Here is a 22533-nt window from a genome sequence, read left to right on the forward strand (position 1 = left end):
TTGCAGTGTCAACGCGGCTCTGCTGTCACCAGCGGATGACTGCAAGGCTCAGCAATCGGTAATCAGCGCGTCGCCAAAGCTCCAGCCCAATCGGTATTTGATATGCCCCGAGCGCGCGTGGAAACCGTCTCGCTCTGTGCGGCCGGGGGCGGCGGACTCGCGGCCGTTCCAGTTGGCACCACTGGTGTGGGTGTAGCAGTAGCTGACGTACACGGTTTGGCTGCAGCTGTTGTTGAGGGTTAATTCAAAACGATCCCCTTCATCGTGCTCAACGCTGATTCGAGCGCAGTTGTCAGGGCCGGCCTGCGCCGCTGCTGAGGCGAGTAGGAGTGTGGTAAATACCAGAGCCTTTTTCATGCTGGTGTTCCTTGATGTGATGTAGTCGTAGGCACAGTCAAGGTACGAAGCAGGCTGCGACTGGCGCATCCCTAAAATGCGGTGTTTTGCGGATCCATCCCTGCTCGTTGCTACAGGCGGATGCCACACAGGCTCAGCAGCCAGAGTAGCATCAGATAGCAGATGACGGTGGCGCAGGTTGCTGCGGCCAGACTGAGGTAGAAGCCCCATCCGGCCTTGAGCATGACCGGCAGCAGTGCGAACAGCGCCAAAGATGGCAGCACCAGCCAGAACACGCCGCTCGCCAGTTTGCTGATGCGCTCAATGTCGTGGGTGTCGATGTAGAGCCAGATCATGGCCAGCACAGACACCAGAGGGATGGAGGCGAGGGTGGCTGCGGCGAGCGAATTGCGCTTTGCCAGCTCGGCAACAGCGACCACCAATACGCTGGTAAACAGCACCTTGAGCAGGTAAATCATGCGCAGCCCTCACGTTTGCTCTACAGACTATAGCTGGCGGGGGAGCTGCGTCGGTGTCAGAACAGTCGGGAGATCAGCGCGGTGACCGCGGTTTCCACGCGCAGGATGCGATCGCCTAACTGCACGGGTTGCATGCCGGCTTCGATCAGCTTGTCCACTTCGTAGGGAATCCAGCCGCCCTCGGGGCCGATGGCCAGAGTCAGTGGCTGGTCGATGCCGCGCGGGCAAGTGGGGTAGGCGCCGGGGTGCGCAACCAGCGCCAGGCGGTCGTCAATGATGCCCGGCAGGCAATCTTCGACGAAGGGTTTGAAGCGCTTCTCGATGCGCACGGTCGGCAGTACTGTGTCGCGCGCCTGCTCCAGGCCCAGCAGCAGATTTTCGCGTACCACTTCCGGCTGCAGAAAGGGCGTCTGCCAGAAGCTTTTTTCCACCCGCACGCTGTTGAGCAGGATGATTTCCGGTACACCGAGGGTGGCGCAGTGCTGCAGGATGCGGCGGAACATCTTGGGGCGCGGCATGGCCAGCAGCAGGGTCAGCGGCAGTTTGGCTGGCGGCTGTTCGCTAAGCTCGACCTTGAGCAGTGCGCTGCTCTTGTCTAATTCCAGCACCGAGCCTTGACCCATCAGGCCGTTGATGCGGCCAACGCGCAGGCTGTCGCCGACGCTGACCTGCTGGATTTCCAGCATGTGAGCAAGGCGCCGCCCGCTCAGGCGCACATGATCAGCGTCGATGAAATCGGCGTCGTCGAGCAGCAGCAGGTTCATGCCTGCGGGCTGTCCTGCTGCTCTTCTGGTGTGCGCGGGCGAACCAGTCGACTGAACAGGATGCCGACTTCATACAGCAGCCACATCGGCAGCGCGAGCAGGGTCTGGGAGATCACGTCCGGCGGGGTCAGGACCATACCGACGGTAAAGCAGCCGACCACCACGTAGGGGCGAGCCTTGCTCAGGCTCTGCACATCGACGATGCCGACCAGTACCAGCAGCACGGTGGCGACCGGAATCTCGAACGACAGGCCGAAGGCCATGAACAGGGTGAGCACGAAGTCGAGGTAGCTGTTGATATCGGTCATCACCGCGACGCCGTCCGGTGCGGCGCTGGTGAAGAAGCCGAATACCAGCGGAAAGACCACGAAGTAGGCGAAGGCCATGCCGCCATAGAACAGCAGGATGCTCGATACCAGCAGCGGGATGGCGATGCGCTTCTCATGCTTGTACAGCCCGGGTGCGATAAAGCCCCAGATCTGGTGCAGCACGAACGGCATGGCGATAAACAGCGCGCTGACCAGGGTCAGTTTGAACGGGGTCAGAAACGGCGAGGCGACATCGGTGGCAATCATGCTGGTGCCGGGCGGCATCAGGGCGCGCAGTGGCTCGGAGATGAAGGCGTAGATGTCGTTGGCGAAGTAGAACAGGCCGGCAAAGATCAGCAGCCAGATCAGCACGATGCGCAACAGACGTGAGCGCAGCTCGGTCAGGTGGGCGACCAGCGGCATGTCACCGGCAGGCTTCACGGGTGGCTGTTCAGGGTTGCTCATGGCGGGTGTCTTGCTGCTCATTGACGGGCTCGGCGCTGGGTTTATCGGCGGTCGGGCCAGTTTGCGACGGCTGTGTGACGGGCTTGTTACCGGCGGGGCTGTGCTGCTGATTGCTCGGGCTGTTGGCGTTCAGGCCCTGTTTTTCCAGCTCCGCGAGGATGCGCTCGTTGTGCAGCTGCTGACGAATCTCGTCGGCACCTATCTCACGCTCGACCTGACTGCGCACCTCGGAAAAGCCGCGCTTGATGCGGCCCACGGTCAGGCTGACGGTGCGGATGGCACCGGGCAGCCGTTCGGGGCCAAGTACCAGCAGGGCGATGATCGCCACCACCAGCATTTCCATAAAGCCGATGTCGAACATGAGACGGAACCTGTCGGCGGGTTACTGCTTGTTGGACGGGGTGTCCTGCTTGTGCTCTTCGGCCTTGGCGTCGAGTGTTTCGCCCGGCTTGTTCTCGACCGATGGCTTGTCTTCATCGTTCATTGCCTTGCGGAAGCCCTTGATCGCGCCGCCCAGATCGCCGCCGATATTCTTCAGCCGCTTGGTGCCGAACAGCAGAATGACGATGACCAGGACGATCAGCAGTTGCCACAGACTAATGCCACCAAAACCCATGTTTGCCTCCGGGGCCTATTGCCCAGTTTATTTGCTGCGAGACGCCTTTTCTTCCAGACCGGAAAGGTCGAAGCGGCGCGCCAGTTCTTGCAGGATGTCGTCTGGACCGAGCCCGAGATGACTGAGCATGACCAGTGAGTGGAACCACAGATCAGCGGTCTCGTAGATCAGGTCGGACTTGTCCTCGCTGTGCTGACAGTCCTTGGCGGCTAGCAGTGTCTCAGTGCACTCTTCACCGACCTTCTCGAGAATCTTGTTCAGGCCCTTGGCGTGCAGGCTGGCAACGTAGGAGGTGTCGGCAGACGCCTGCTTGCGTTGCTCCAGTACGGCGGCCAGTTGGCTCAGGATGTCAGACATGTTTTGGGTGCTCGTATAACTCTTTGGGGTCCTTGATGACGGCGTCGACGGTCTGCCACTGGCCATCCTTCAGTACCCGGTAGAAACAGCTCTGCCGGCCAGTGTGGCAGGCAATCCCGCCAATCTGCTCGACCTGCAGAATGATGACGTCCGCGTCACAGTCCAGACGCAGCTCGTGCAGCTTTTGCACGTTGCCGGACTCTTCGCCCTTGCGCCACAGGCGCTGACGTGAGCGCGACCAGTAGATGCCGCGGCCTTCCTGCACGGTGAGCTGGAGGGATTCGCGATTCATCCAGGCCATCATCAGGATGCGCTGAGTGTGCACATCCTGCGCAATGGCGGGAACCAGGCCGTCAGCATCCCAATTGATGCTGTCGAGCCAATCGCTGGCGGGGATCGAGTCAGTCATGGCGGGTCGTCGTTCGTTGAATGTCGCAAGTGTGCCAGTTATGTCCGGTGCTGACTATCCGCGGTGCAGAATCAGCCAGCCACCGAGAGTAATCAGGCCCCACTGTGTCGGTGCTGCGTTGAGCCACAGTTGCGGGTCGCTGCCGCCGAGGGCACTGGCGCCAAATATCACCAGCGCTATGCCGGCCAGTTGCAGCGGCCAGCGGGACCGTCGCTGTGGCTCGCCAGTAGCGGGAGCCTTGGCGATGTTGTCCAGCGCCTGATGGGCGGTGTCGATCAGAGCAGGCACCCGCTCCAGGTGCTGCTGCCAGTTCTTGACCTGATTCTGTGGCAGCATACGCTCGCGCATCCAGCGCTCCAGATACGGTTGGCCGGTGTTCCACAGGTCCAGATCGGGAGATAGCTGCCGGCCCAGGCCTTCGATGTTGAGCAGGGTCTTCTGCAGCAGCACCAGTTGCGGCTGGACTTCCATGTTGAAGCGGCGGGCTGTCTGGAACAGACGCAGCAGCAGTTGGCCGAAGGAAATGTCTTTCAGCGGGCGCTCGAAGATCGGTTCGCAGACACTGCGGATCGCTGCTTCGAATTCGTTGACCCGGGTGTCGGCCGGAACCCAGCCCGAGTCGATATGCAATTGCGCCACGCGGCGGTAATCGCGCTTGAAGAAGGCCATCAGGTTGCGTGCCAGATAGCTCTGATCTTCCGGCGTCAGGCTGCCGACGATACCGAAGTCGATGGCGATGTACTGCGGCTCCCACGGGTGCTTGCGGGAAATGAAGATGTTGCCCGGGTGCATGTCGGCGTGGAAGAAGCTGTCGCGGAACACCTGGGTGAAGAAGATCTCGACACCGCGCTCGGCCAGCTTCTTCATGTCGGTACGCTGGTCGGCCAGGGTGTCCAGGTCGGTCACCGGAATGCCGTCGATGCGCTCCATCACCAGTACCTTGTGACGGCACCAGTCCCAGTAGATGCGCGGAATGTAGAGTAGCTCCGAGCCCTCGAAGTTGCGCCGCAGCTGCGAGGCGTTCGCGGCTTCGCGGTACAGGTCCAACTCGTCGAAGATGGTGCGCTCGTAGTCCTCGACTACTTCGACCGGGCGCAACCGGCGGCCTTCGGTCGACAGCCGCTCCAGCGTGCGTGCCGCGAGGAACAGCCACTGGATGTCCTGATTGATGGTTTCGCCGATGCCGGGGCGAATGACTTTAACCACTACCTCGGTACCGTCCTTCAGCCGCGCGGCGTGCACCTGCGCGACCGAGGCGGAAGCCAGCGGCTGGTCGCTGAACTCGGCAAAGACGTCTTCGATGCGCTCGCCCAGCTGTTCCTCGATGCGGGCGCGGGCCTTGGGGCCTGGGAACGGCGGAACCTTGTCCTGCAGGTGAGCCAGTTCCAGGGCGATGTCGTCCGGCAGCAGGTCGCGGCGGGTCGACAGAATCTGACCGAACTTGATGAACACCGGGCCGAGGTCTTCGCAGGCTTTGCGCAGCCGTGCGCCACGGCTGAGGTCGCGCGGGGCCGGGCGCAGTCGCCACGGGCCGAGCTGCAGGGCTAGGCGCGCGAGCCAGGGCAGCGGCAGCGCCAGCAGGATCTGGTCCAGGCGGTAGCGGGCGAAGATGTGCAGAATGCGCAGCAGGCGCGAAAAGGCGGTGAGTCTCATGCGTTGGGTGAGTCCGGTGCGGTAGGAGTGAGCAGCGCGACCCGGGCTTCCAGACGGTCGAGCTGCAGGCGCAGTTCGTGCAGCTGTTCGGCGCGGGCGCGGGCTTCGGCCTGGCCGACTAGCTGGCGGCTTTCTTCGGTGAGATACTCGGCCAGGGTCTGGCGCAGACTGGCGCGGCTTTCACGGCCCCACTGATGACTGCGACGCAGGACGCTGCCGATGGCGTGACCGGCAACCGGGCCGAGCCAGCGGGCCAGTTCGGCTTCGCCGTCAAGCTGCAGGTCGGCCATGATGTTCTGCAGGGTCACCAGCAGCTGGCTGTCGCCGACCAGCTCGACCTCTGGCTCTTGCAGCAGCGCCTTGCGGTCACTGCTGACCAGCAGGCGGGCGAGCAGGGCGCTGGTTGCGTGCAGCTCGCAATCGGCGGGCTGGTCGCAGCTGGCGCGCAGGGCAATCTCACCCTCGGCGGGCAGCAGCCAGACCTGCCAGTCGGGATCGCGGGCTGAAATCAGCAGGCATTTGCCCTGCAGTGCGGCGAGCCGTCTGGCGGTCACACTGTCACGGGCCAGCGCCGCAGCGATGCTGCGTTCGGCGGCCTTGAGCAGCGCAGCGGTCAGCATCAGGGCTTGATGCCGCGGTGCAGGGCGACGATGCCGCCGGTCATGTTGTGGTAGGTCACCCGGGCAAAGCCGACTTCTTCCATCATCGCCTTGAGGGTTTCCTGATCCGGGTGCATGCGGATCGACTCGGCCAGATAGCGGTAGCTCTCGGCATCGTTGGCGACCAGCTTGCCCATCAGCGGCAGGAACTTGAAGCTGTACTGATCGTAGACCTTGGACAGCAGTTCGCTCTTGGGCTTGGAGAACTCCAGCACCAGCAGGCGGCCGCCCGGCTTGAGGACGCGCAGCATCGAGGCGATGGCGGTGTCCTTGTGGGTCACGTTGCGCAGGCCGAAGGCGATGGTGATGCAGTCGAAGTAGTTATCGGGGAACGGCAGGGCTTCGGCATCCGCCTGAACAAAGCGCACGTTGCCGGCAACACCCAGATCCAGCAGGCGATCGCGGCCCACCTTGAGCATCGAGGCGTTGATGTCGGCCAGTACCACTTCACCGGTCGGGCCCACGCGTTTGGCGAAGCGGCGGGTCAGGTCGCCGGTGCCGCCGGCGATGTCGAGTACCCGGTTGCCGGTGCGTACGCCGGACAGCTCGATGGTGAATCGTTTCCAGAGGCGGTGAATGCCGCCAGACATCAGGTCGTTCATGATGTCGTATTTGGCGGCTACCGAGTGAAAGACCTCGGCGACGCGCTGGGCTTTCTCGGACTCGGCTACCGTCTGGTAACCGAAGTGGGTGGTTTTTTCGCTGTCGTGTCGGTCGCTCATGGATTCCGTCTGCGCTGGCAAATTCGGCCCATTCTAACCATTTTTTGCCCTCGGGAGCGCAGCTCAATTGCCGCGGTCTGCTGTTCGGCGGCATCGGGCGACCGCTGGCAGCGCGGGTGATGACGTACAGCTGTATTTGCGGCATTCTGGCGGGCCCTGATAACAACACTGGATGGAACAGCCGATGCCGACAGTAGACATTACCCGCGAACACAGCCTGGGCAAGGAAGAGGCGCGTCAGCGCGCGCAGCAGCTCGCCGACAAGCTGGTTCAGAAGCTGGATGTGAAGTGCAGCTGGCAGGGTGATCAATTGACCTTCAAGCGCAGCGGCGCGGACGGGTGCATCACCGTCTCCGACGCCGACGTACGGGTACAGGTCAATCTGGGCATGATGCTCACCCCGATGGCCGGGATGGTGAAGAGCGAAGTGCAAAAGGCACTGGAAAAATACCTGGCCTGATCACTGCGTCAGCGTGTCGCAGGCTCGGACTGCAACTGCTGCCCCAGAGCCTGCGCATTTACCCTCGCGGACAGGCTGTTCTGCCCGGTCCCGGTTTTTAGTATGTGTTTTCTAATTTTGCCGCGTAATTTCGTCTCCAAGGATCGGTAACCGGTCCATTGCAGTATCCCAATCTACTGAACTGGAGTTACGAACATGGCCAAGAACACCGCAAAGAAAATCGAAGAAAGCACCGCTGGTTTTGCTGCTGACGTGAAGAAGTATGCCCATCAGATCTGGCTGGCAGGCCTGGGTGCCTATGCCAAAGCCGGCAAGGAAGGCGCCGACTACTTCAAGGCGCTGGTGAGCGAAGGCGAAGCTGTCGAGAAGCAGGGCAAGGAGTTGGTTGCCGGTCAGGTTGAAGCTGCTAACAGCCGCATCGAAAGCTTCAAGGAAAAGGTCCAGGAAAAGACTGGCGGTCGCTTCAGCAAGGTCGAAGAAGTATTCGACGAGCGCGTTGCTTCCACCCTCGGCCGCATGGGCATTCCGAGCAAGAAAGACATTGATCAGCTGTCTGCTAAGCTGGATGATCTGAGTGCTGCACTCAAGTCGCTGCAAAGCAAGTAAGGTCACAGAGGAGTTGCTCCATGGCGGGTAAGAAGAAGGACAAGGATCCAAGTTGGGTTGCGGATATCGAAAGCTATTCGCGACAGATCTGGCTGGCAGGTCTGGGTGCCTACGCCAAGGTCGGGAAGGAGGGCGTGAAGCTCTTTGAAACCCTGATCAAGGACGGTGAGGTTGCCGAGAAGAAAGCCAAGGCCGAGATCGACAAGCAGGTCGAAACCCTCAAGGGTAAGGCCAAGGCCAGCAAGAATCCGCTTGATGAAGCCAAGACCAAGGCCGAGAAGGCCAAGGGTAAGCTGACCGGCAAGTGGAACGAGCTGGAAGAAGCCTTCGACAAGCGTCTCAACAGTGCTGTTTCCCGCCTTGGGGTGCCCTCACGCGATGAAGTGAAGGCGCTGAACGACAAGGTCGACGAGTTGACCAAGCTGATTCAGGGCATGGCCTCTGGCAAGGCTCCGGCTGCCAAGGTTGCGCCCAAGGCCAGCCCGGCTGCGGCCAAACCGGCTGCCAAGCCGACGGCGGCTGCGGCGAAACCCGCAGCTAAGACAGCGGCCAAACCGGCTGCTGCCAAGCCTGCGGCGAAACCGGCAGCCAAGCCGGCTGCGAAGCCTGCTGCGGCCAAGCCCAAGGCACCGGCTAAGCCGAAAGCGCCGGCCAAGCCGAAGGCAACGCCCGCTGTGAAGGCGCCTGCCGCGGCGGCACCTGCTCCGGCGCCTGCAGCACCAGCTGCGGCACCGGCGGCAGACAAGCCCACCGACGCCTGATCACGCTCAGTCGTACCCGACCCCGCACTGCTTCGGCAGTGCGGGGTTTTTTATTGCCTGCGTGAGAGTGGACGATCAGTTGTAGCGGTCGATCAGCAGCTGCATCCACTCGGCGGTTTCCTCGTCGAGGCAGGGGCGCAGCAGCCCAAGCATCTGCTGCACGCCGCTGGCGGCATCAAGGTCGTCGCCGGCGACGCGTTGGTAGTCGAGCCAGAACAGGGTGGTTTGGCACAGTGCGTCGAGCAGGCGCTGCTCGGCGTCCTCGTCGCAGGTCAGGTGGCCACTGTCTCGCAGGGCCTGCAGCACCTGATCAAGACGCAGACGCAGCGCCGCCAGCCAAGGGCGCATGGCCTGACGCAGAAACGGGTAGCGGCCCATCAGATTGGACAGATCCTGAAACAGGAAGCGGTGCGTGGCGATGGCTTCGAACAGCAGGTGCAGCAGCAGCCACAGGTCTTCCGGAGTTGCCGCTTCGGGCTCCTCGGCGCTGATCAGCAGGCCGCGGGTGGTCAGCAGAAAGTCGTCGACCAGCGATTCCAGCAACGCTTCCTTGCCCTTGAAGTGGTAGTAGAGATTACCCGGGCTGATCTCCAGCTCATTGGCGATGTCCAGTGTGGTGACGTTTGGCTCACCGTGGGTGTTGTACAGCTCAAGGGTGCAGAGCAGGATGCGATCGCGGGTTTTCATCGGGCACTCATTGCTGTTGAACGTATTGGCCAGGCGCAGGGCCGTGGCCACCGTCGGCATGAACCGGTGCATCGACCAGCGCGCCGCTGTGCGACGTCAGCCAATCGGTCCAGGCTGGCCACCAGCTGCCACGTTGCTCCTCGGCTGTGTCCAGCCAGTGTTCGGCCGAGTTGTTGCTGGCAGCGCCGTGCAAAAAGTGCGCGCGCGGATGGCCGGGCGGGCATAGCAGCCCCTGGATGTGGCCACTGTGGCACAGATTGAAGACTTTCTCGCCCCCCAGACGGGTGCCCGGGTAGGTGTTTTGCCACGGCACGATGTGATCGCGCCGAGCGGCCAGGTGCCAGCTGGGCAGGGTGACGGCGCCAAGGTCGATGGCTTCGCCGTTGAGCTGCAAGCTGCCGGGGTGGCCGAGCGGGTCGCGGTCGAACAGGTCGAGCAGGTCTTCGACCAGTTGGGCTGGCAGGCGCGTATGGTCGTGGCCCCAGGTGGTGACGGGGCTTTGCTCAAGCTCCTTGCCGAGCGCATAACGGGTTACCGCGGGAGTCCAGACCAGTTGCTCGGGGCGCATCCGGCCGAACGCCGCACCGCTGCTGCGGGCATCCAGATAGCCGTCGCGCCAGACCCGCTGGCGCAGGCGCTGCCGGGTGGCCGGTCCGCTCAATCGCATGATGTCGGTTTGCAGGCGGGTATCTAGTGGCGTCACCAGCAGGCTGAGTGCGCTGAGCTGCTGCGTGTGGCCGCTTGCCTGTTGCCAGGCGCAGAGCAGGGCGGCAATCAGGCCGCCGCTGCAGATTCCAGTGAGGGTCGCCTGGCTGCTGGCGCTGTGCAGCAGGCATTCGTTTAGCGCGCGCTGGCTGGCACTGACGTAGCGGCCCAGCCCCCAGTTGCAGTGGCTGGGGTTGGGGTTGCGCCAGCTGATCAGATAGACCTGCAGCCCCTGTTGCAGGGCGTAGCGGATCAGGCTGGTGTCCGGGGTCAGGTCGAGCAGGTAGAAGCGGTTGATCGGTGGCGGCACGATCAGTAGCGGCTTGCCATGCACGCGCTCGGTTAATGGTTGATAACAGAGCAGCTCAAACTCGGCGTGACGGGCGACCACCTGACCCGGGCTGCAGGCGATGTCGCGCCCGAGCAGATGGCTGGTGTCCAGATTGGGTTGGGCGAAGGGGCGGCCGCTGGCCAGATCGTGCCACAGGTTGTGCCCGCCGCGGCATAGGCTTTGGCCGCGGCTCTGGCGGGCTGCGTCCAGCACCTCGGGGTTGAGCAGGCTATTGCTCGGTGCGGCCGCCGCCGCCAACTGGTCCAGCAGCCAGCGCAGCTGTGCGCGCTCGTGTTCTGCAACGTCCAGTCCGCCAAGCCAGTCAGCCAGCGGCTGTTGCCAGGCTTGCCAGAGCTGCAGGGCGCGCTGGGGCAGGGGGCGTTGCCAGTCGGGATGGGCAAAACGCGGGTCGTCGTCGAGTGGGCTGAGATCAAGCCGGCCCTGCAGTGCCAATAACACTTTGCCCAGACTGTTGCGCACATATTCGGCGTGGTGGCAGGGCTGGCGAATCAGGCTGCGCAGCAATGACAACAGGCTGCTGGAAAGATCACCCCCAACGGTGCTCGTCGGTAGTCGTCCTTGGGGGTGTTCGGGCATCCAGCGTTCCTGATCCAGATAGGTGTCTCGTGTTCTGGCCTAGCGCAGAGGTGCTGCGCGGTGGCCGGTATCACAGGGGCTGCGGCGTCTGGCGCGCGATTGCTCAGCCATGGTTGGGCGCTCGCTTGGTCGCCGGGGCGTGACGGATCACCGCGCGCTGTTTCTCCTCGGAGAGGAACGCCATGATCATCGGCGCAACGCTCTGCGCCCTTGTTACCAGGAACAGGTGGCCGTCGTCGATCACGTGCAGCTCGGAGTTGGGGATGCGCCAGGCCAGCAGCTTCATATTGATCAGCGGGATGATCGGGTCATCATCTCCGGCCAGAATCAGCGTCGGTTGGCGAATCTTGTGCAGCCACGGCAGGCTGGTCCAGCCGAGTCCGGCGAACAGTTGCCAGTAGTAGCCCAGCTTGCCGGAAGAACGCACCTTGGAGGCGTGCTTTTCCGCCAGATGCGGGTCGCGGCGGAAGGCACCACCGTAGATGTCCGGTGCAATGGCAACGCCATGCGACGGCTGTACGTAGCGTCGCGGGCTGGCCATCTTCAGCAGCACTGACGGTCGCCCCGGTACCATGACGGCGCCGGCCGAGGTGGCCGCCAGAATCAGCTTCTTGCAGCGCTCGGGGTGGCTGTAGGCAAACTGCTGCGCCAGCGCACCACCCCAGGAGACGCCGATGACGTTGACCTGCGAGTAGTCGAGGTAGTCCAGCATCCGCGCCGCCAGTTTCGCCAACCCTGGGAAACGGAACGGTGTCATCGGGGTTGATGAGCCACCCACGCCGGGTACGTCAAAGGCAATGACTTCCAGGTCCGGGTCCAGTGCTTCGACAAAGGGGAACACCAGTTCCAGGTTGGCGCCGATACCATTGAAGACCAGCAGCGGCGGCAGGGCGCTGTTGCCCGGGCGCACGGCCGTACGCAGGTACTGACCGTCCAGCTCGATGGTGCGAAAGACAAAGGACTGAGGCATAGGCGGGTCTCTGTTGGGCGCCGATTAGCGCTCGTGAACGTAGGTACCCGGCGCCGGTTCGAGCGCTGGATGGTTGTCGTTGCCGAGCACCGCCGGCGCAGCCTTGCGCTTACCGCCGCGGGCATGCAGCCAGTCGCGCCAATACTGCCACCAGGAGTCGGACTGCTTGGTGGCGGTTTCCAGCCAGTGCTTGGCGTCGCCGGTCATCTCGCCGCTGGTAAAGAAGCGTGCCTTGGGGTTGCCCGGCGGGTTGAGGATGCTCTGGATGTGGCCGCTGGAGGACAGCACAAACTCGCACTTGCCACCGAGCAGCTGCGCCGAGCTGTAGCAGGCCTCCCAGGGGGTGATGTGGTCGTTCAGGCCGGCGATGACAAAGTAGTCGCTCTTGACCTGCTTGAGGTCGATCGGTGTGCCGCAGACTTCCAGCGCGCCGGGGCGGGTCAGCGGGTTGTTCTTGAACAGCTCCAGGAACTCGCCGTGCAGTGCGGCCGGCAGGCGGGTGGTGTCGTTGTTCCAGAACAGGATATCGAATACCGGCGGCTCGTTGCCGAGCAGGTAGTTGTTGACCCAGTAGTTCCAGATCAGGTCGTTTGGCCGCATCCAGGCGAAGATGCGAGCCATGTCACGGCCCTCAAGAACGCCGCTCTGGTAGGACATGCGGCGGGCAGCTTCGATTGAGCGTTCATCGGCAAACAGCGCGACCTGAGTCTTGAGTTCGGTATCCAGCACGCTGACCAGCAGGGTGTAGGAGTGCACCTTCTTCTCTTTCAGCGCCGCGTAGTGGCCGAGCAGGGAAACCGTAGTGATGCCGCCGGAACAAGCGCCGAGCATGCTCAGGTCCTTGCTGCCGGTGACGTCCAGCACCACGTCGACGGCTTCTTTCAGTGCGTCGATATAGGTGCTCAGCCCCCACTCGCGATGGCTCTTGGTCGGGTTGCGCCAGCTGACCACGAAACCCTGCATGTGGTTGCTGACCAGATAGCGCGCCAGGCTCTTGTCCGGCGACAGGTCAAACACATAGAACTTGTTGATCTGTGGGGGAACGACCAGCACCGGGCGTTCGTAGACCTCTTCGGTCAGCGGCTTGTACTGGATCAGCTCCAGCACCTCGTTGCGGAAGATCACCGAGCCCTTGGTGGTCGCCAGGTTGCCGCCCACTTCAAAGGCATTCATGTTGACCTGGCTGGGCATGCCGCCGTTGTGGGCGATGTCCTTGGCCAGGTGGGTCAGGCCGTCCATCAGGCTCTTGCCGCCAGTCTCGAAGAAGCGCTTGAGGGCGGCCGGGTTGAGCGCGGTGTTGGTCGGCGACATCGCCTCGGTCATCAGGGCGATGACAAACTGGGCGCGGCTGACATCCTGCGCAGGCAGATCGGAGCTGGTGATCCAGCTGTTGAGCTCCTTGCGCCAGGCCAGGTAGGTCTGCATATAGCGGCGATAGAGCGGGTTTTGGCTCCAGGTGGGGTCGACAAAGCGCTTGTCGTCAGCGCTTGGGCCCAGCTCGGAGCGGCCGAGCATGACTTCGGTCACGGCCATGCCCAGGCGGCCGATATGACGCATGCTGTGAACGGGTTGCTTGATGGTCTGGCGCATGACCATGCGGGCGGTACTGATGAGGTCGCGCGCAGGCACGCCGACCACCGGGTTGGGGCCCAGAATGTGTTCGCTGGCCTTGTGGCCCAAGTCTTCGTTATTGGTTTTATTACCCATTTTCAACGCTCCAGTCTGAGGCAGGGAAGCCGCTCTGAATGCAGTCCAGCAAGTTTCGAACCAGCTTCCCGGTGTCGCATTCTTGAGACAAGTTAGCACGCAGTTTCGGCGCTGTTAACGCCTTTTTTAGCTAGCAGTCACTAAATCAGATGTTTATGGCAAAGCCATGTAGGAGCGTAGGAAACTCAGGGGATAAAGCGAACAGCGCTGACCGCTGGGTCACGCGATGCACCAGCTTGGTGCAGCCGCTCAAGGTAGCCGTCCCAGCGTTGAGACTGCTGCGTCGCCAGTTGGTAGAGGTAATCCCAGGTGTACAGGCCGCTGTCATGACCATCGTCGAAGATCAGCTTGATCGCATAGCGCCCGGCGGTTTCCACCCCGCTCAGGCCGACGTTCAGTTTGCCGGTTTGCAGCACCGGCTTGCCATGCCCACGCACCTCGGCCGAGGGAGACAACACGCGCAGGTATTCGGCCGGCAACTGATAGGTGCTGCCGTCGGCATAACCTAACTCCAGCGTGCGGGAGGCTTTGTGCAGTTTGATGGTCGTGGGGATGGGGGCGGCCATGGGAGTATCCTGAGCTTCAAGCTTGAAGCTTGTGGCTTGGGTTTAAAGAATATACCGCGACAGGTCTTCGTTGACCGCGAGCTCACCCAGGTGGCTGTCCACGTACGCGGCGTCGATGACCAGCGGCTGAGTTTCGTGTTTGGCGGCCAGATCGCCGGCGCTGAAGGAGATTTCTTCCAGCAGGCGTTCGAGCACCGTGTGCAGGCGACGGGCGCCGATGTTTTCGGTCTTCTCGTTCACCTGCCAGGCAATCTCGGCCAGGCGGCTGATGGCATCGGGGGCAAACTCGATGTTCAGCTCCTCGGTGGCCATCAGGGCGCGGTACTGTTCGCTCAGTGACGCATCGGGCTCGGTCAGAATGCGTTCGAAATCGCTCGGGCTCAGCGATTGCAGTTCTACCCGGATCGGCAGACGGCCCTGCAGTTCCGGAATCAGGTCCGAGGGCTTGGTCAGGTGGAAGGCGCCGGAGGCGATGAACAGGATGTGGTCAGTCTTGACCATGCCGAATTTGGTGTTGACCGTGCAGCCCTCGATCAGCGGCAGCAGGTCGCGCTGCACACCCTCGCGGGACACGTCGGCACCGCCGCCACTGTCGGCGCGCTTGCTGACCTTGTCGATCTCATCAAGGAAGACAATGCCGTTCTGCTCAACCGCAGCAATGGCGCGGGTTTTCAGGTCGTCTTCGTTGACCAGGCGTGCGGCTTCTTCGTCGCGGACCAGCTTGAGTGCGTCGCGGACCTTGAGCGTGCGGGTTTTCTTTTTGCCCTTGCCCAGGTTGGAGAACATGTTCTGCAGCTGGCTGGTCATCTCTTCCATGCCCGGCGGGGTCATGATTTCAATGCCGGCCGGGGCGTCGGCCACTTCAATGTCGATGTCCTTATCGTCCAGCTCACCCTCGCGCAGACGTTTGCGGAACAGCTGACGGGTGCTGCTGTCGGTGCGCTCGGGCTGATCGCCGGTCGCCGGGCGGGCGCCGGGCAGCAGGGCATCGAGGATGCGTTCCTCGGCGGCGTCTTCGGCGCGGTAGCGCACCTTGGTCATTTCCTGCTCACGCAGCAGCTTGATCGCAGCATCCACCAGATCGCGCACGATGGACTCGACGTCGCGGCCAACGTAGCCAACTTCGGTGAACTTGGTCGCTTCAACCTTGATGAAGGGCGCCTGCGCCAGTTTGGCCAGGCGACGGGCGATTTCGGTCTTGCCGACGCCGGTCGGGCCGATCATCAGAATGTTCTTGGGGGTTACTTCATTGCGCAGTGCCTCGGGCAGCTGCTGACGGCGCCAGCGGTTACGCAGGGCGATGGCGACGGCGCGCTTGGCATCCTGCTGGCCGATGATGTGGCGGTCCAGCTCGTGCACGATCTCGCGGGGTGTCATGGACATGGGTATCTCTGAACGCCTCAGGTATTGGCGTCCAGCTCCTCGATGGTTAGGTTGCGATTGGTGTAGATGCAGATGTCGCCAGCGATGTTCAGGCTGGTCTCGACGATCTCGCGAGCCGACAGCTCGGTGTGCATCAGCAGGGCGCGCGCGGCGGATTGCGCGTAAGGGCCGCCGGAACCAATGGCGATCAGGCCCTCTTCGGGTTCGATAACGTCACCGTTGCCGGTGATGATCAGCGAGGCGTCCTTGTTGGCGACAGCCAGCAGGGCCTCAAGCTTGCGCAGGGCGCGGTCGGTGCGCCAGTCCTTGGCCAGCTCGACGGCGGCGCGCACGAGGTTGCCCTGGTGTTTTTCCAGCTGTGCCTCAAAACGTTCAAACAGGGTGAAGGCATCGGCGGTACCACCGGCGAAACCGGCAATGACCTGATCCTTGTAGAGGCGGCGTACCTTGCGGGCGTTGCCCTTCATCACGGTGTTGCCGAGGGAAACCTGGCCGTCGCCACCGATCACGACCTTGCCGTGCCGGCGTACGGATACGATTGTAGTCACGCGCAACTCCTGGTTGGCTGTGGGAAAAAAGGCGGCAGGATCGCTGCCGAGTTTCTGATCTGGGGGCGTGAATCAGAAATTCAAGGCGCGAGAACGGCGGGCGGCAAACGCCCGCCGTGTGTGGGGCATGCTCAGCGCTGCTGCGGTAGCAGGTTGTTGAAGCCGTTGCCCGAGAGGGTGCGCTGGGCCTGATCAAGGCTGTCGCGGGTGTCGAAGGGGCCAACCTGCACGCGGTACCACTGGTTGCCGTTGATGGTGGCGTTTTCCAGTTTAACGTCCATGCCCAGCAACAGAATTTGCGCGCGTACCTGGTCGGCATCGCTGCGCTGGCGGAAGGAGCCGGCCTGCAGGTAATAGTTCACGCTGGTCGCCGGCTTGGTTTCGGGCTCGGCAGTGGTCGGCGCCTCGGGCGCAGGCTGCTGGGGCACGACCACCTCAGACTCGGGCAGCAGGGTGTAGAAGTCGTAGCGCGGCTTTGGGTCAGCTGGCGGCTGCGCGGGCGCAGTGGCTGGCTTGGGCGGCTCGGGGCTGCGCCGGACGCTGTCGCGGCCGGGCTCCAGTTGCAGCAAAAACGCAACGAACAGGCCGATGACCAGGCCGCTGACCAGCCACAGCCAGCCGGGAATCCCTTTGCGGCGTGGTGCTGATTGCGCGCGGCTGGCGCCGCGGCGAGGGGCTTTGCGTCCTTTTGCCATCCCGGTTACATGCGCTCCAGAGTGTTGATGCCCAGCAGGTTCAGGCCCTGCTTGAGGGTACGGCCGGTCAGCGCCGCCAGACGCAGACGGCTGTCGCGCTGGGCCTCGCTGTCGGCAGCAAGGATCGGGCACTGCTCATAGAAGCTGGAGAAACGACCGGCCAGCTCGTACAGATAGGTGCAGAGTACGTGCGGGGTGCCCTCGCGAGCAACGTAATTCAGCGTGGCGTTGAACTGCGCCAGGTGCGCGCCCAACTCGGTCTCGGCGGGCTCGACCAGCGCCAGCGGGGCCAGGTCGTCCAGCTGGGTCATGCTGCGCTCCAGCTTGCGAAACACGCTGGCGACGCGGGTGTAGGCGTACATCATGTAGGGCGCGGTGTTGCCCTCGAAGCTCAGCATCAGGTCAAAGTTGAAGCTGTAGTCGCTGCTGCGGTGTTTGCTGAGGTCGGCGTATTTGACCGCACCGATACCCACTGCCGAGCCGATGCTGCGCAGCTCGTCGGCGGGCAGCTCCGGGTTTTTCTCCTCGACCAGGCGCAGGGCGCGCTGTTCTGCTTCATCCAGCAGGTCGGCCAGCTTCACGGTACCGCCGTCGCGGGTCTTGAACGGCTTGCCATCGGCGCCGTTCATGGTGCCAAAGCCCATGTGCTCCAGCTGCATGTCGGCAGAGACAAAGCCGGCCTTGCGGGCGACCGCGAACACCTGCTGGAAGTGCAGGGCCTGACGCTGGTCGACGAAGTAGAGTACGCGGTTGGCCTGTAGCTCGGCCTGGCGATAGCGCATGGCGGCCAGATCCGTGGTGGCGTATAGATAGCCACCGCCCGCTTTTTGCACGATAACCGGCAGCGGATTGCCCTCGGCGTTCTTGAACTGCTCAAGGAAGACGCACTGGGCGCCGTCGCTCTCAGTCAGCAGGCCGGCGCTGCGCAGGTCGGCAACGATGCCTGGCAGATCGGCGTTATAGGCGCTTTCGCCGCGTACATTGGCGGGGGTCAGGCTGACGCCGAGACGGTCATAAACGGCTTGGCAGTGGCCGAGGGAGATGCTGTTGAAGCGCTCCCACAAAGCCAGGCAGGACGGCTCGCCGGCTTGCAGATCGACCACTCGCTGGCGGGCGCGGGCGGCGAAGTCTTCGCTCTCGTCGAAGCGCTTCTTGGCCTGACGGTAAAAGTTCTCCAGATCGCCCAGCTCGGCTTCGGCGTCGACGCTGTGTTCTTCCATGTAGGCCAGCAACATGCCGAACTGGGTGCCCCAGTCGCCTACGTGGTTCTGACGAATCACCGTGTGGCCGAGGAACTCGAGGATGCGGGCGACGGCGTCACCGATGATCGAGGAACGCAGGTGGCCGACGTGCATTTCCTTGGCCAGGTTCGGCGAGGAGTAATCGACCACCACGCGCTGGGCGGCAACCTCGGCGCGCACGTTCAGTTGCGGATCAGCCAGTGCTCCTTCCAGTTGGCTGGCCAGCCAGCCGGCATCCTGAAAGAAGTTGATGAAGCCGGGGCCGGCGATGTTGACTGATGCCACGGCCTGATGGGCGGGCAGCGCGGCAATCAGCTTCTCAGCAAGATCGCGTGGCTTCATACCGGCCGGCTTGGCCAGCATCATCGCCAGGTTGCTGGCGAAGTCGCCGTGGGCCTTGTCGCGCGCGTTCTCGACCTGAATGGAGGGCGAAAGGTCGGTCGGCAGGACGCCGTCGGCCTTGAGGCGGTCTACAGCGTCGGCAAGCAGTTGGCTGATCAGGTTCTTCATTTAATGGAGTATCCGGCAGGTGCCCAGTGAAAACCCGACATTATCCGTTTTATAGGGCGGCTTGCCAAACCCTGTGGTCGGGTGAAACTGAGTTGCGGCCCGAGAGAGCCGGCCACGGCATTCCGAGAGGAGTTGCGGAATGGCGGGCTAAAGGTCTGATGAAGGCTATTTGCAGAAAGCGCGTACGGTGGAGTGTGCACCCGGGTTCGTCCCGTTTACGCGGGCGAGTAGCGCAGATTTATCGGGAAAAAGAGCCACAGGATGTCTGAGGAGCGAAGCGACGAGTTTTTGAGTGGCCGGCGAGGCCTCCCCGTCAGCCCGAGCAACGCAGCGAACCCGAAGGGCCGCGTAGCCGGGTGCCCCGGGGGATCGCTAAGGGGGGCTGGGCAAGCAGCCCCCCTTGGCTCGCCGTAAAAGGCGAAAGGCTGACTTGACCGTAGCGCGTTGCAGATACCGGGCGAGGGTTTTTTGTCTGTCAGCCAGCCTGGTGTCAACCTTCTAAAACATATCCAGCGGATCAATATCAATCGACCAGCGCACCTTGCGCGCCAGCGGGTGCTGTTCCAGCAGCGGCAGCAGCATATGCACCAACTGGTGCAGGGCCGAGCGCTGGGCCGCTTGCATTAATAGCTGGGCGCGATGGCGACCGGCGCGGCGTTCCATCGGGGATGGGACCGGGCCGAGCAGATCGATCTCGGGCAACTGATGCTGACTGATCAGGCTTTCGGCTTGCTCCAGCGCGGCATCGAGAAACTCCTCGGCGGCGCTGGCCTGGTTAGCCTCGGCGCGCAGCAGCGCCATGAAGCGATAGGGCGGCAGCTGGGCCATTTCGCGTTCGGCCAGTTCGCGCTCGGCAATCGCCGGGTAGCCGCGCTCGGTCAGCTCGATCAACAGTGGGTGCTCGGCCATATGGGTCTGGATGATCACTTGCCCCGGCTTCTCGGCGCGTCCGGCGCGTCCGGCAACCTGGGTAATCATCTGCGCCATGCGCTCGGGGCCGCGGAAGTCGGCGGAGAACAGCCCTCCGTCGGCATCGAGAATGGCGACCAGCGTGACGTTGGGGAAGTGGTGCCCCTTGGCGAGCATCTGCGTGCCAACCAGAATGCACGGTTTGGCGCTCTGGATGGTCTCCATCATGTCCTGCATGGCGCGTTTGCGGCTCATGCTTTCGCGGTCGATGCGCAGCACCGGAAAATGCGGGAAGCGCTCCTTGAGGAATTCTTCCGTCCGCTCGGTGCCGGCGCCGAGCGGACGCAGATCCTCGCTTTGGCATTTGGGGCAGTGGCGATCGAGCGGACGTTGGCTGCTGCAGTGGTGACAGTGCAGGTGCGGCGGCGACTGATGCACGGTCATGCGCGCGTCGCAGCGGCGGCATTCGGCAATCCAGCCGCAGTCGTGGCACATCAGCGTCGGGGCAAAGCCGCGGCGGTTGATGAACACCAGTACCTGATTGCCGCGCTTAAGGTGCTCGCCGACCAATTCGGTCAGCGGGCGCGACAGGCCGCCTTCCAGTGGCCGGCTGCGAATATCCAGGCATTGAAAGGACGGTGCCTTGGCGTTGCCGGCGCGGATGGTCAGGCGCAGGTGTCGATAGCGCCCTTGCTGCACGTTATGCAGGCTCTCGAACGACGGGGTCGCCGAGCCAAGGATGACCGGGACTTGTTCCAGATGGCCGCGGTAGACCGCCAGGTCGCGCGCGTTGTAGCGCAGGCCATCCTGCTGTTTATAGGAAAGGTCGTGTTCCTCGTCGACGATGATCAGACCGGGCCGGGCCAGCGGGGTGAAGATCGCCGAGCGGGTCCCAATAATGATGGACGCGTCGCCGTCGCGCGCAGCTATCCAGGCATCCAGCCGTTCGCGGTCATTCAGGCCCGAGTGCAGAATCACTACCGGGGCACTGAAGCGCTGCTGGAAGCGGCTCAGGGTCTGGGGCGTCAGGCCGATCTCGGGGATCAGCACCAGGGCCTGATGGCCGCTGAGCAGGCAGCGCTCGATCGCCTGTAGATAGACCTCGGTCTTGCCGCTGCCGGTTACCCCTTCGAGCAACCAGGTGTGAAAGCCCTCAGCACCCAGAATCGCGTCCAGTGCAGCCTGCTGCTCAGCGTTGGCGGTGAGGTGTGCCTGCCTTAATAAAGGCAGCGGTTCGGCAATGTGGTGCGGCGAGCGCTCGATACGCTGGACCAGACCCTTACCCTCAAGGGTGACCAGCGTCTCGCGGTTCAGCCCCCACTGACCGATCAGCGCGTGGGACAGACCATGCGGGTGCTGGGCGAGGACTTGCACTGCGTGCTTCTGCTTCGGCGCGCGTTGCACCGCCGGGTGTTCCGGGTAGGCGCCGGGCTGCAACTGCCATAGCTGATCCTGACGGGCCAGCGCCGGCTCACCCTGACGCAGCAGCACCGGCAGGGCGACACTCAGGGTGTCGCCCAGGCCATGTTGATAGTAGCGCGCGGTCCACAGACACAGGCGCCAGAGGCTGTCCGGCAGCACTGGCGTTTGATCAAGCAGCGCCTCGGCGGGTTTAAGACGGTTGGGTGGAACCTCGGTGTGGTCGCTGATGCCGGCGATCATGCCTACCATGGCGCGATTGCCGAATGGCACCCGTACACGCTGGCCTACCTGCAGGTCGGCGGCACTCACTCCCCGCGGCGCGCGGTAGTCGAACAGGCGTCTCAGCGGTGAAGGCAGGGCAACTTGCAGGATGGGTCCGGTCACGCAGATCACTCCATGGGGCGTGGCGGTGATGTTAACACCGACGGGCGGAAAACAATGGTGCTTGCGTCGTGGATGGATTCTGTTATCATCGCCGACCTATTTTCCGGTCACTCTGTATGCGCCGTTTGTAGCATGCAGTCACTTGGCTGGTAGAACAGATTCAGAGTGCGGTGCCCGATCAGGTTGATCCGGTGGCGGCACAAACCAACCGAGGACATACCATGAAAGCTGATTTGCATCCGAAGTACGAAGAAATCGAAGCGACCTGCAGCTGCGGCGCGGTGATCAAGACCCGCTCCACTCTGTGCGCTCCGATCCACCTGGACGTCTGCTCCGAGTGCCACCCGTTCTACACCGGTAAGCAGAAGGTTCTGGACACCGGCGGCCGTATCGAGCGCTTCAAGGCTCGCTTTGGCGCGGTCAGCAGCAAGTAATATCGTCATGCAGGCCCTTGTGGCTCTGGCGAAAGAAAAGAAGGCGTCCCTTGTGGGCGCCTTTTTTCTTGCCTGCGTTTTACTGGCGGGCTGTGTTCCGGCTGAGCCGCCAGCGGCGCTGTGTGCGATGCCAGACGGTGTCGAGACCGTCAGCAGTCACAGCGTGGTTGATGGCGACACCCTGCGCCTGACCGATGGTCGTCGGTTGCGGCTGGCGGGTATCAATACCCCCGAGATTGGTCGCGATGGCGAGCCGTCGGAGCCTTGGGCGCAGGCGGCACGGCGCGAGCTGCTGGCGCTGGTTGAGGGCGAGTCGCTGCAGCTCAAGGTCGGGGATGACCCGCGCGATCATTACGGTCGTACGCTGGGCTATCTGTTCGACCGTCAGGGGCGCAGTGTTGAGGCGCGGTTGCTGCAGGCCGGGCTTGGCTATGCGATTGTGATTCCGCCCAATGATGCACTCGCCGCGTGCTATCTGGCGGCTGAGCACGAAGCACGTCAGGCTCGGCGGGGGCTCTGGCAGTCTGATGCAGTGGCGCCGGTGGCGGAGCTTAAAAGGGGAGGCTTCCAGCTGCTGCGCGGCCGGATCGTAGCGGTCACTCAGGCGCGGCAGCCGCTCTGGATCGACTTGGACGGTCCGCTGACGCTCAGGCTTGATCGCCGGGATCTGGCAAACTTTGCCTCTGCGCCGGATGCCAGTTGGGTCGGACGAGAGGTTGAAGTGCGCGGTTGGGTCGTTGACCGTCGCGCACAGCAAAACGGTTTTCGCCGTTACATGATCGGCTTGCGCCACCCCGCTCAGCTACACCTGCTCAGCACTGACTGACAACGTCAAGATGACTCAAAGTT

The 22533-nt window shown here is 63.0% G+C and carries 26 protein-coding genes; 5 read left to right on the forward strand and 21 right to left on the reverse strand.

What is annotated here, in order from left to right; translation table 11 throughout:
• Positions 1-48 precede the first annotated feature (48 nt).
• The 11 genes from AAFM31_RS13945 to ubiE all read right to left on the reverse strand — a co-directional run bounded on the left by AAFM31_RS13945 (position 49) and on the right by ubiE (position 6768).
• Positions 49-357 carry a hypothetical protein gene (locus tag AAFM31_RS13945; protein WP_341708534.1) on the reverse strand — a complete coding sequence of 103 codons (309 nt, stop codon included), beginning with the start codon at positions 355-357 and terminating at the stop codon, positions 49-51.
• A 110-nt stretch (positions 358-467) separates the two neighbouring features.
• Positions 468-815 (reverse strand): DUF3147 family protein, encoded by a 348-nt coding sequence (locus AAFM31_RS13950; protein ID WP_341708535.1) that lies wholly within the window; start codon positions 813-815, stop codon positions 468-470.
• Between the two features lie 56 nt (positions 816-871).
• Entirely contained in the window at positions 872-1579 is a 708-nt protein-coding gene (locus tag AAFM31_RS13955; protein WP_341708536.1) for a 16S rRNA (uracil(1498)-N(3))-methyltransferase, read from the reverse strand.
• Positions 1576-2352 (reverse strand): twin-arginine translocase subunit TatC, encoded by a 777-nt coding sequence (gene tatC, locus AAFM31_RS13960; RefSeq protein ID WP_341708537.1) that lies wholly within the window; start codon positions 2350-2352, stop codon positions 1576-1578. Before tatC ends, AAFM31_RS13955 begins: the two co-directional genes overlap by 4 nt.
• Positions 2339-2713: a Sec-independent protein translocase protein TatB gene (tatB, locus tag AAFM31_RS13965; protein ID WP_341708538.1), complete on the reverse strand. Its 375-nt coding sequence runs from the start codon at positions 2711-2713 to the stop codon at positions 2339-2341. Before tatB ends, tatC begins: the two co-directional genes overlap by 14 nt.
• Positions 2714-2734: 21 nt before the next feature.
• Positions 2735-2968: a Sec-independent protein translocase subunit TatA gene (gene tatA, locus AAFM31_RS13970; RefSeq protein WP_341708539.1), complete on the reverse strand. Its 234-nt coding sequence runs from the start codon at positions 2966-2968 to the stop codon at positions 2735-2737.
• Positions 2969-2995: 27 nt separating this feature from the next.
• Complete coding sequence (locus tag AAFM31_RS13975) at positions 2996-3325, reverse strand: phosphoribosyl-ATP diphosphatase (RefSeq protein WP_341708540.1); 330 nt, start codon at positions 3323-3325, stop codon at positions 2996-2998.
• Positions 3318-3734 carry a phosphoribosyl-AMP cyclohydrolase gene (gene hisI, locus AAFM31_RS13980; RefSeq protein WP_341708541.1) on the reverse strand — a complete coding sequence of 139 codons (417 nt, stop codon included), beginning with the start codon at positions 3732-3734 and terminating at the stop codon, positions 3318-3320. Before hisI ends, AAFM31_RS13975 begins: the two co-directional genes overlap by 8 nt.
• Before the next feature lie 54 nt (positions 3735-3788).
• Entirely contained in the window at positions 3789-5387 is a 1599-nt protein-coding gene (ubiB, locus tag AAFM31_RS13985; protein WP_341708542.1) for a ubiquinone biosynthesis regulatory protein kinase UbiB, read from the reverse strand.
• Entirely contained in the window at positions 5384-6007 is a 624-nt protein-coding gene (locus tag AAFM31_RS13990) for an SCP2 sterol-binding domain-containing protein (protein ID WP_341708543.1), read from the reverse strand. Before AAFM31_RS13990 ends, ubiB begins: the two co-directional genes overlap by 4 nt.
• On the reverse strand, positions 6007-6768 hold the full coding sequence (ubiE, locus tag AAFM31_RS13995) for a bifunctional demethylmenaquinone methyltransferase/2-methoxy-6-polyprenyl-1,4-benzoquinol methylase UbiE (protein WP_341708544.1): 762 nt from the start codon (positions 6766-6768) through the stop codon (positions 6007-6009). Before ubiE ends, AAFM31_RS13990 begins: the two co-directional genes overlap by 1 nt.
• 184 nt (positions 6769-6952) lie before the next feature.
• On the opposite strand from ubiE, the gene AAFM31_RS14000 reads away from it, so the two are divergent.
• The 3 genes from AAFM31_RS14000 (at position 6953) to AAFM31_RS14010 (ending at position 8595) form a co-directional block, all read left to right on the forward strand.
• Positions 6953-7228 (forward strand): polyhydroxyalkanoic acid system family protein, encoded by a 276-nt coding sequence (locus AAFM31_RS14000; RefSeq protein ID WP_341708545.1) that lies wholly within the window; start codon positions 6953-6955, stop codon positions 7226-7228.
• 195 nt (positions 7229-7423) lie between these two features.
• Positions 7424-7834 (forward strand): phasin family protein, encoded by a 411-nt coding sequence (locus tag AAFM31_RS14005; RefSeq protein WP_341708546.1) that lies wholly within the window; start codon positions 7424-7426, stop codon positions 7832-7834.
• Positions 7835-7854: 20 nt separating this feature from the next.
• A complete protein-coding gene (locus tag AAFM31_RS14010; protein WP_341708547.1) occupies positions 7855-8595 on the forward strand; it encodes a phasin family protein in 741 nt (246 codons plus the stop codon).
• A 75-nt stretch (positions 8596-8670) separates the two neighbouring features.
• On the opposite strand, the gene AAFM31_RS14015 is transcribed toward AAFM31_RS14010, so the two are convergent.
• From AAFM31_RS14015 to AAFM31_RS14060, 10 genes are all read right to left on the reverse strand, one after another.
• Positions 8671-9282, reverse strand: coding sequence for a TetR/AcrR family transcriptional regulator (locus AAFM31_RS14015; protein WP_341708548.1), 612 nt, complete (start codon positions 9280-9282; stop codon positions 8671-8673).
• A 7-nt stretch (positions 9283-9289) separates the two neighbouring features.
• Entirely contained in the window at positions 9290-10915 is a 1626-nt protein-coding gene (locus AAFM31_RS14020) for a class II poly(R)-hydroxyalkanoic acid synthase (protein ID WP_341708549.1), read from the reverse strand.
• Between the two features lie 103 nt (positions 10916-11018).
• Positions 11019-11885, reverse strand: coding sequence for a poly(3-hydroxyalkanoate) depolymerase (gene phaZ / locus AAFM31_RS14025; protein ID WP_341708550.1), 867 nt, complete (start codon positions 11883-11885; stop codon positions 11019-11021).
• Positions 11886-11909: 24 nt separating this feature from the next.
• On the reverse strand, positions 11910-13592 hold the full coding sequence (gene phaC / locus AAFM31_RS14030; protein WP_341708551.1) for a class II poly(R)-hydroxyalkanoic acid synthase: 1683 nt from the start codon (positions 13590-13592) through the stop codon (positions 11910-11912).
• 185 nt (positions 13593-13777) lie between these two features.
• The gene (locus tag AAFM31_RS14035; protein ID WP_341708552.1) at positions 13778-14158 is read right to left on the reverse strand and encodes a DUF971 domain-containing protein; all 381 of its coding nucleotides are present in this window, start codon (positions 14156-14158) and stop codon (positions 13778-13780) included.
• Positions 14159-14200: 42 nt separating this feature from the next.
• Positions 14201-15541, reverse strand: a complete 1341-nt coding sequence (hslU, locus tag AAFM31_RS14040) for an ATP-dependent protease ATPase subunit HslU (RefSeq protein ID WP_341708553.1) — start codon at positions 15539-15541, stop codon at positions 14201-14203.
• Between the two features lie 17 nt (positions 15542-15558).
• A complete protein-coding gene (gene hslV / locus AAFM31_RS14045) occupies positions 15559-16089 on the reverse strand; it encodes an ATP-dependent protease subunit HslV (protein WP_088276135.1) in 531 nt (176 codons plus the stop codon).
• A 131-nt stretch (positions 16090-16220) separates the two neighbouring features.
• The gene (locus AAFM31_RS14050) at positions 16221-16784 is read right to left on the reverse strand and encodes an SPOR domain-containing protein (protein ID WP_083724865.1); all 564 of its coding nucleotides are present in this window, start codon (positions 16782-16784) and stop codon (positions 16221-16223) included.
• A gap of 5 nt (positions 16785-16789) precedes the next feature.
• The gene (gene argS, locus AAFM31_RS14055; RefSeq protein WP_341708554.1) at positions 16790-18535 is read right to left on the reverse strand and encodes an arginine--tRNA ligase; all 1746 of its coding nucleotides are present in this window, start codon (positions 18533-18535) and stop codon (positions 16790-16792) included.
• Between the two features lie 498 nt (positions 18536-19033).
• Positions 19034-21250 (reverse strand): primosomal protein N', encoded by a 2217-nt coding sequence (locus tag AAFM31_RS14060; RefSeq protein WP_341708555.1) that lies wholly within the window; start codon positions 21248-21250, stop codon positions 19034-19036.
• Between the two features lie 221 nt (positions 21251-21471).
• Here AAFM31_RS14060 and rpmE point away from each other — a divergent pair, with 221 nt between their 5' ends.
• Positions 21472-21684 (forward strand): 50S ribosomal protein L31, encoded by a 213-nt coding sequence (gene rpmE / locus AAFM31_RS14065; RefSeq protein WP_088276158.1) that lies wholly within the window; start codon positions 21472-21474, stop codon positions 21682-21684.
• Positions 21685-21691: 7 nt separating this feature from the next.
• Positions 21692-22510, forward strand: coding sequence for a thermonuclease family protein (locus tag AAFM31_RS14070; RefSeq protein WP_341708556.1), 819 nt, complete (start codon positions 21692-21694; stop codon positions 22508-22510).
• Positions 22511-22533: the final 23 nt, after the last annotated feature.

The organism is Halopseudomonas sp. (assembly GCF_038130085.1).
GTDB lineage: Bacteria > Pseudomonadota > Gammaproteobacteria > Pseudomonadales > Pseudomonadaceae > Halopseudomonas.

Excerpts from the sequence above, each read along its gene's own strand:
- AAFM31_RS14035 (WP_341708552.1), bottom strand. The coding sequence starts at position 14,158 with ATGGCCGCCCCCATCCCCACGACCATCAAACTGCACAAAGCCTCCCGC.
- AAFM31_RS14050 (WP_083724865.1), bottom strand. The coding sequence starts at position 16,784 with ATGGCAAAAGGACGCAAAGCCCCTCGCCGCGGCGCCAGCCGCGCGCAA.
- AAFM31_RS13955 (WP_341708536.1), bottom strand. The coding sequence starts at position 1,579 with ATGAACCTGCTGCTGCTCGACGACGCCGATTTCATCGACGCTGATCAT.
- hslU (WP_341708553.1), bottom strand. The coding sequence starts at position 15,541 with ATGTCCATGACACCCCGCGAGATCGTGCACGAGCTGGACCGCCACATC.
- AAFM31_RS14000 (WP_341708545.1), top strand. The coding sequence starts at position 6,953 with ATGCCGACAGTAGACATTACCCGCGAACACAGCCTGGGCAAGGAAGAG.
- tatA (WP_341708539.1), bottom strand. The coding sequence starts at position 2,968 with ATGGGTTTTGGTGGCATTAGTCTGTGGCAACTGCTGATCGTCCTGGTC.
- hisI (WP_341708541.1), bottom strand. The coding sequence starts at position 3,734 with ATGACTGACTCGATCCCCGCCAGCGATTGGCTCGACAGCATCAATTGG.
- AAFM31_RS14010 (WP_341708547.1), top strand. The coding sequence starts at position 7,855 with ATGGCGGGTAAGAAGAAGGACAAGGATCCAAGTTGGGTTGCGGATATC.
- rpmE (WP_088276158.1), top strand. The coding sequence starts at position 21,472 with ATGAAAGCTGATTTGCATCCGAAGTACGAAGAAATCGAAGCGACCTGC.
- AAFM31_RS14005 (WP_341708546.1), top strand. The coding sequence starts at position 7,424 with ATGGCCAAGAACACCGCAAAGAAAATCGAAGAAAGCACCGCTGGTTTT.
- tatC (WP_341708537.1), bottom strand. The coding sequence starts at position 2,352 with ATGAGCAACCCTGAACAGCCACCCGTGAAGCCTGCCGGTGACATGCCG.
- phaC (WP_341708551.1), bottom strand. The coding sequence starts at position 13,592 with ATGGGTAATAAAACCAATAACGAAGACTTGGGCCACAAGGCCAGCGAA.
- ubiE (WP_341708544.1), bottom strand. The coding sequence starts at position 6,768 with ATGAGCGACCGACACGACAGCGAAAAAACCACCCACTTCGGTTACCAG.
- tatB (WP_341708538.1), bottom strand. The coding sequence starts at position 2,713 with ATGTTCGACATCGGCTTTATGGAAATGCTGGTGGTGGCGATCATCGCC.
- phaZ (WP_341708550.1), bottom strand. The coding sequence starts at position 11,885 with ATGCCTCAGTCCTTTGTCTTTCGCACCATCGAGCTGGACGGTCAGTAC.
- AAFM31_RS14070 (WP_341708556.1), top strand. The coding sequence starts at position 21,692 with ATGCAGGCCCTTGTGGCTCTGGCGAAAGAAAAGAAGGCGTCCCTTGTG.
- AAFM31_RS13975 (WP_341708540.1), bottom strand. The coding sequence starts at position 3,325 with ATGTCTGACATCCTGAGCCAACTGGCCGCCGTACTGGAGCAACGCAAG.
- AAFM31_RS13950 (WP_341708535.1), bottom strand. The coding sequence starts at position 815 with ATGATTTACCTGCTCAAGGTGCTGTTTACCAGCGTATTGGTGGTCGCT.
- AAFM31_RS14015 (WP_341708548.1), bottom strand. The coding sequence starts at position 9,282 with ATGAAAACCCGCGATCGCATCCTGCTCTGCACCCTTGAGCTGTACAAC.
- AAFM31_RS13945 (WP_341708534.1), bottom strand. The coding sequence starts at position 357 with ATGAAAAAGGCTCTGGTATTTACCACACTCCTACTCGCCTCAGCAGCG.
- ubiB (WP_341708542.1), bottom strand. The coding sequence starts at position 5,387 with ATGAGACTCACCGCCTTTTCGCGCCTGCTGCGCATTCTGCACATCTTC.
- argS (WP_341708554.1), bottom strand. The coding sequence starts at position 18,535 with ATGAAGAACCTGATCAGCCAACTGCTTGCCGACGCTGTAGACCGCCTC.
- AAFM31_RS13990 (WP_341708543.1), bottom strand. The coding sequence starts at position 6,007 with ATGCTGACCGCTGCGCTGCTCAAGGCCGCCGAACGCAGCATCGCTGCG.
- AAFM31_RS14020 (WP_341708549.1), bottom strand. The coding sequence starts at position 10,915 with ATGCCCGAACACCCCCAAGGACGACTACCGACGAGCACCGTTGGGGGT.